Source organism: Mesorhizobium sp. M4A.F.Ca.ET.050.02.1.1 (assembly GCF_003997725.1).
Lineage (GTDB): Bacteria > Pseudomonadota > Alphaproteobacteria > Rhizobiales > Rhizobiaceae > Mesorhizobium.
The window spans coordinates 1-5,401 of sequence record NZ_RZSG01000404.1 but is presented as its reverse complement, the minus strand read 5'-3'; the positions used below and the strand labels follow the sequence as shown (position 1 = coordinate 5,401).

The following is a 5,401-nucleotide window of genomic DNA, read 5'->3' as shown; positions in this document are numbered from 1 at the left end:
TCTGACCGACGATCCAACGCCGTTGCTGGCCGAATATGCCCCCGAGCGCACAATTGTCGCCGGAGGCCTGTCGAAATCGGTTGCCGCCGGCGTGCGCGGCGGCTGGCTTTCCTGCCCGCCAGCCTATCGCCATCGCATCCGCGTCGCGCACAAGATGATGACCGGCGGCCTGCCCTTCCTGCTGGCCGAGGTCGGCACCAGGCTGGTGATGTCCGGCCAGGCTGGCGATATCCGTAAGCATTGCATCGCCGAGATCCAGGCGCGCATCGCCATCGTGCGCGAGACGCTTGAAGGCTTCGACTTCGAGGCGAGAGACAATGTCCCCTTCGTCTGGTTGACCTTGCCGGACCCGTGGCTCTCCGGCACGTTCAAGAATGCCTGCCTGGCGCAGGGCGTGCTCATCGACGATGAGGACGAATTCAAGGCAGGCCGCTCCGAACAGGTCTTCCATGGCGTGCGTTTCGGCGTCTCACAACCGCGCCAGGATAAGGATGTCGCCGGTGGCGTCGCGGTGATCCGGCGCCTGCTCGATGAAGGCCGCGCCGGCTACGACAGTTTTTCCTGAGCTCGGCCACGCCTGATCCCGCAGCCTCCGCCACCTTGTGGCTTTCCGCCGTTTTTCGTCAATCTATGGGGTGTATCGGCCTCAAGCTTGCGATAAGAGGGGACTCGAATTCCCCTCTCCCACGGATACAAAACCGCCGCCCATGACCATTTCCAATTCCGTGCCGATCACCCCGGAGCTCATTGCCGCGCACGGGCTGAAGCCCGACGAATATCAGCGCATCCTCGATCTGGTCGGACGTGAGCCGAGCTTTACCGAACTCGGTATCTTTTCGGCGATGTGGAACGAGCACTGCTCCTACAAATCCTCGAAGAAATGGCTGCGCACCCTGCCGACCAGCGGCCCGCAGGTGATCCAGGGACCGGGCGAGAATGCCGGCGTGGTCGACATCGGCGATGGCGACTGCGTCGTCTTCAAGATGGAGAGCCATAACCATCCCTCCTACATCGAACCCTACCAGGGTGCTGCGACCGGCGTCGGCGGCATCCTGCGTGACGTCTTCACCATGGGCGCAAGGCCGGTGGCGGCGATGAACGCGCTGCGCTTCGGCGCGCCGGACCATCCGAAGACCAGGCATCTGGTGGCCGGCGTGGTGTCCGGCGTTGGCGGCTACGGCAATTCCTTCGGCGTGCCGACGGTCGGCGGCGAGGTCAATTTCGACCCGCGCTACAACGGCAACATCCTGGTCAATGCCTTCGCCGCCGGCCTTGCCAAGACGGATGCCATCTTCCTGTCCGAGGCCAAGGGCGTCGGCCTGCCGGTCGTCTATCTCGGCGCCAAGACCGGTCGCGACGGCGTCGGCGGCGCCACCATGGCCTCGGCCGAATTCGACGACAAGATCGAGGAGAAGCGGCCGACCGTCCAGGTCGGCGATCCCTTCACAGAGAAATGCCTGCTGGAGGCCTGCCTCGAACTGATGGCCTCGGGCGCGGTCATCGCCATCCAGGACATGGGCGCGGCCGGGCTCACCTGCTCGGCCGTAGAGATGGGCGCCAAGGGCGACCTCGGCATCGAGCTCGACCTCGACAGGGTGCCGGTGCGCGAGGAGCGCATGAGCGCCTATGAGATGATGCTGTCTGAAAGCCAGGAGCGCATGCTGATGGTGCTGCGCCCCGAGAAAGAGAAAGAGGCCGAGGCGATCTTCCACAAATGGGGTCTCGACTTCGCCATCGTCGGCAAGACCACTGACGATCTGCGCTTCCGCGTTCTGCACCAGGGCGACGAGGTCGCCAATTTGCCGATCAAGGAACTCGGCGACCAGGCGCCTGAATATGATCGCCCCTGGGTCGAGCCGAAGAAGCCGGCGCCACTCGCGGTCGGGGACGCACCCAGGGCCGATGTCGCCGATGCGCTGCTCAAGCTGCTTGGCGGGCCGGACCTCTCCTCGCGCCGCTGGGTGTGGGAGCAGTATGATACGCTGATCCAGGGCAATTCGCTGCAGCTTCCGGGCGGCGACGCCGGCGTGGTGCGCGTCGAGGGCCATGCGTCCAAGGCGCTCGCCTTCTCCTCCGACGTGACGCCGCGCTATTGCGAGGCCGATCCCTATGAAGGCGGCAAGCAGGCGGTGGCCGAATGCTGGCGCAATCTTACCGCCACCGGCGCCCTGCCGCTGGCGGCCACCGACAACCTCAATTTCGGCAATCCGGAACGGCCGGAGATCATGGGCCAGCTGGTCGGCGCGGTGAAAGGCATCGGCGATGCCTGCCGCGCGCTCGGCTTCCCGATCGTCTCGGGCAATGTCTCGCTCTACAACGAAACCAACGGACGCGGCATCCTGCCGACACCGACGATCGGCGGCGTCGGGCTGATCGCCGACTGGTCGAAAATGGCGCGCGTCGGCTTTGCCGGCGAAGGCCAGATGATCGTGCTGGTCGGCGCGCCGGCGACGTGGGGCAGCCATCTCGGCCAGTCCGTCTTTATGCGCGACATCCATGGCCGCGGCGACGGCCCGCCGCCGCCTGTCGACCTCGAGCATGAAAAGCGCGTCGGTGATCACGTCCGCGCGCTGATCGCCTCCGGCATTGTCACCGCCGCGCATGACCTTTCCGACGGCGGCCTTGCCGTGGCGCTGGCCGAAATGGCCATGGCGTCGGGCATCGGCGCCACCATCCCTGGCCTTGTCGGGACCGATCCGATCCCGGTGTTCTTCGGCGAGGACCAGGGCCGCTACCTGTTGACGCTGTCGATCGACCCGCAAAGCAAGGAATGGGACGCCATTCGCGAGGAACAGGGCAAGCTCGGCATCTTCGCGCCCTGGATCGGCTCGACCGGCGGCCGCGACCTGAAACTCGGCGAGGCGCGGGCGATCCCGGTCAGCGAATTGACCGCCGCCCACGAATCCTGGTTTCCTCGCTTCATGGCAAACGAGGTTGTGGACCCATAATATTTTGGTCGGGATGGCGCCTTGTGCGCCTTTGGAAGTGGTGCATCCGCCATCCGGGCCATATCTATGAGATCAGTACCTGATAGGAAAACCCGCATGGCAATGGATGCCCACGACATCGAACGGCTGATCAAGGAAGGCATTCCGGACGCCAAGGTGACGATCCGCGACCTGGCCGGCGACGGCGACCATTACGCCGCCGAAGTGGTGGCCGAGAGTTTTCGCGGAAAAAGCCGCGTCCAGCAGCACCAGATGGTCTATGACGCGCTGAAGGGCAATATGGGCGGCGTTCTGCATGCGCTGGCCCTGCAGACCAGCGTCCCGGATTGAGGCAGCCGGACGGCTCCGCGTGGAACCTTTCATCGAAACGCTAACCGTTCCAGATCCTTGTTTTGACGGAGTTCCGGACGGAAAACCGTTTTCATACTTTCCTGGGATTGCTCAGATCTTCACCAGCATCGCCGTCAGGTACATGAAGCCGACGCCGGCGGCCAGGCCGGCCATCGCACTCGGAGCAAGCAGTGCCCGCGTGCCGTCGGCGCGCTGGCGAAGCTGCATCGACACGAGTTCAACGATCACCTGCAGGATTGCGCCGGCACCGACCGCCAGCGCCAGCGCCGACCATTGCGGCGCATAGGCGAGGCTGCCGATCCACAGGCCGATGACGGCGGGGCCGCCCGCCAGCAGCGTCAGCGCGGCGAAGGTCCTGAGTGGCGGGCGCTGCTTCAGGATCGGCGCGGCGATGCCGATGCCCTCGGTGATGTTGTGCAAGGTGAAACCGAGCACCAGGAAGGTGCCCAGCCCCGCCGCGCCCGACGCGAAGGCGGCGCCGATCGCCAGTCCTTCGCCGAGATTGTGCAGGCCGATGCCGAGCGCGATGAAGGTGGCGAGCGCCAGGCCGGTCGGCGCGCCGCTCCGCCGGCCCGCCGCCATCAGCAGCAGGAAACTCGCGGTGGCGGCAAGCACGATCATCGTCGGCCCCTGGAACAGGGCTGCAGCTTCGCTAGCCAGTTCGAAGGCGTCCTCCAGCGCATCGACGAAAAGGAAGGCGAGCAAGCCGACAGTCAGCGACAGGAGGAAGTCCATGCCGCTGCGTCCGACGCCGCGAAGCGCGGGGTAGAACATCAGACCGATCGCCACAGGCAGGATGCCGACAAAGGCGCCGAGCACCGCCTGCGCGACAAGGCTCAGCGAGTCACGGGTCGGCGTTGGCACAGCCACCGCGATCTCATGTCCGAATGTCGTCCCGGTGCTGGTCACGACATTGATAGCATGCGCCTCCCCCAACACCCAGGGATATGGCAGGTTGATCCATGCCGTCGAGCCGCGCGCGATCGGGCCCGGCGGGTCCTGCGTGAATTGCCAGTAGGCGTCGTCGACCTGGACCTGCGCGATCGTCATCGGTTCCGATCCGCCGGCACGGACAAGGACGCGAATGCCATCGGTGCCAAGGATCGTCCGCTCGAAGGTGATGTTCTCGACCGGTGGCGCGCCATTGCGGAAGCTCGACAGCGGATCGGAAGACAGCAGCCAGGCGATGGCTATCGCCAGGACGGTCAAAGGCAGCCCGATCCAGAGCAGATTGACCCGAGTTGGGCGCGCGGCACGCGTATTGGGCTGGCTCGTATCGGTCACGACAGAGCCTCCACGACATCGAACATGCCGGACCAGCCGAGCTCGGTGAACTCGGACTGGTGAGGATGGAACATATAGAGGCCCGGCTCGTGCTCGCGGAAATGGAACTCGAGAATGCCGCGCTCGGCCTGGCACTGGGTGATCAGGTCGACGGTCTTCAGCGTCGGCGTGAGCGTCGTACCCTGATTGTAATAGTCGAAGAAATTGGCGTGCAGGTGGAAGGAGTTGATCGGATCGAACTCGACGACATTGACGAGGTAGATGCGGACGGGCTTGTCCTTCAGCACCCGGATCGGCTTCTTCGCATAGGCGTGGGCGACCGTGTTGACGGCATAGACCTCGTTCTCGTTGTCGAAGTTGGTGTCGAAGGCGTTCATGACCATCACGAATTCCTGCCAGTTTGCATTCTCGGGCGAGCCGAGCAGGCGTGAGCGGGCGACCGCCTCGTGCTCCGGATGCCGGGCAGGGTCAGGATCGATGACGAAGGCACCGTACATGCCCTTCTGGATATGCCGCTTCAGCGGCAGCGCGTGGCAGTGGTAGAGGTGACAGCCGAACGGCCTGGCATCGAACTCGTAGACGAACTCCTCGCCCGGCCCGACCAGGCCGGCACCCGGGACGCCGTCCATGCGCGCGGCGTGGATGCCGTGGAAATGCATCGAATGCGGATGCGAGCCTTGGTTGCGGAAGACGATCCGCAGGCGTTCGCCTTCGGTCGCCCGCAGCGACGGGCCCGGCACGCGGCCATTGTAGGTCCAGGCCGGGAACATGATGCCGGGCGCAATCTCGATCTCCTTGTCTTCCGCCGTGACTTCGAA

Annotated in this window: 4 protein-coding genes and 1 pseudogene; 3 read left to right on the top strand and 2 right to left on the bottom strand. The window is 65.0% G+C overall.

The features are described 5' to 3' along the window. The 3 genes and pseudogenes from EOA33_RS22850 to EOA33_RS22840 form a co-directional block, all read left to right on the top strand. Nucleotides 1-565 (top strand): annotated as a pseudogene (locus EOA33_RS22850) (PLP-dependent aminotransferase family protein); the annotation flags it as partial. 142 nt (nt 566-707) lie between these two features. Further along, nucleotides 708-2,948, top strand: coding sequence for a phosphoribosylformylglycinamidine synthase subunit PurL (gene purL / locus EOA33_RS22845; protein ID WP_126054840.1), 2,241 nt, complete (start codon nt 708-710; stop codon nt 2,946-2,948). Between the two features lie 96 nt (nt 2,949-3,044). Then, the gene (locus EOA33_RS22840) at nt 3,045-3,278 is read left to right on the top strand and encodes a BolA family transcriptional regulator (protein ID WP_023674714.1); all 234 of its coding nucleotides are present in this window, start codon (nt 3,045-3,047) and stop codon (nt 3,276-3,278) included. A gap of 111 nt (nt 3,279-3,389) precedes the next feature. Here EOA33_RS22840 and EOA33_RS22835 read toward each other — a convergent pair whose 3' ends face one another. Both EOA33_RS22835 and EOA33_RS22830 read right to left on the bottom strand, forming a co-directional pair. Further along, nucleotides 3,390-4,583 carry a ZIP family metal transporter gene (locus EOA33_RS22835; RefSeq protein WP_127406653.1) on the bottom strand — a complete coding sequence of 398 codons (1,194 nt, stop codon included), beginning with the start codon at nt 4,581-4,583 and terminating at the stop codon, nt 3,390-3,392. Beyond that, on the bottom strand, nt 4,580-5,401 hold an 822-nt coding region (locus EOA33_RS22830), incomplete at its 5' end, for a multicopper oxidase domain-containing protein (RefSeq protein ID WP_127406652.1). The genes EOA33_RS22835 and EOA33_RS22830, both read right to left, overlap by 4 nt.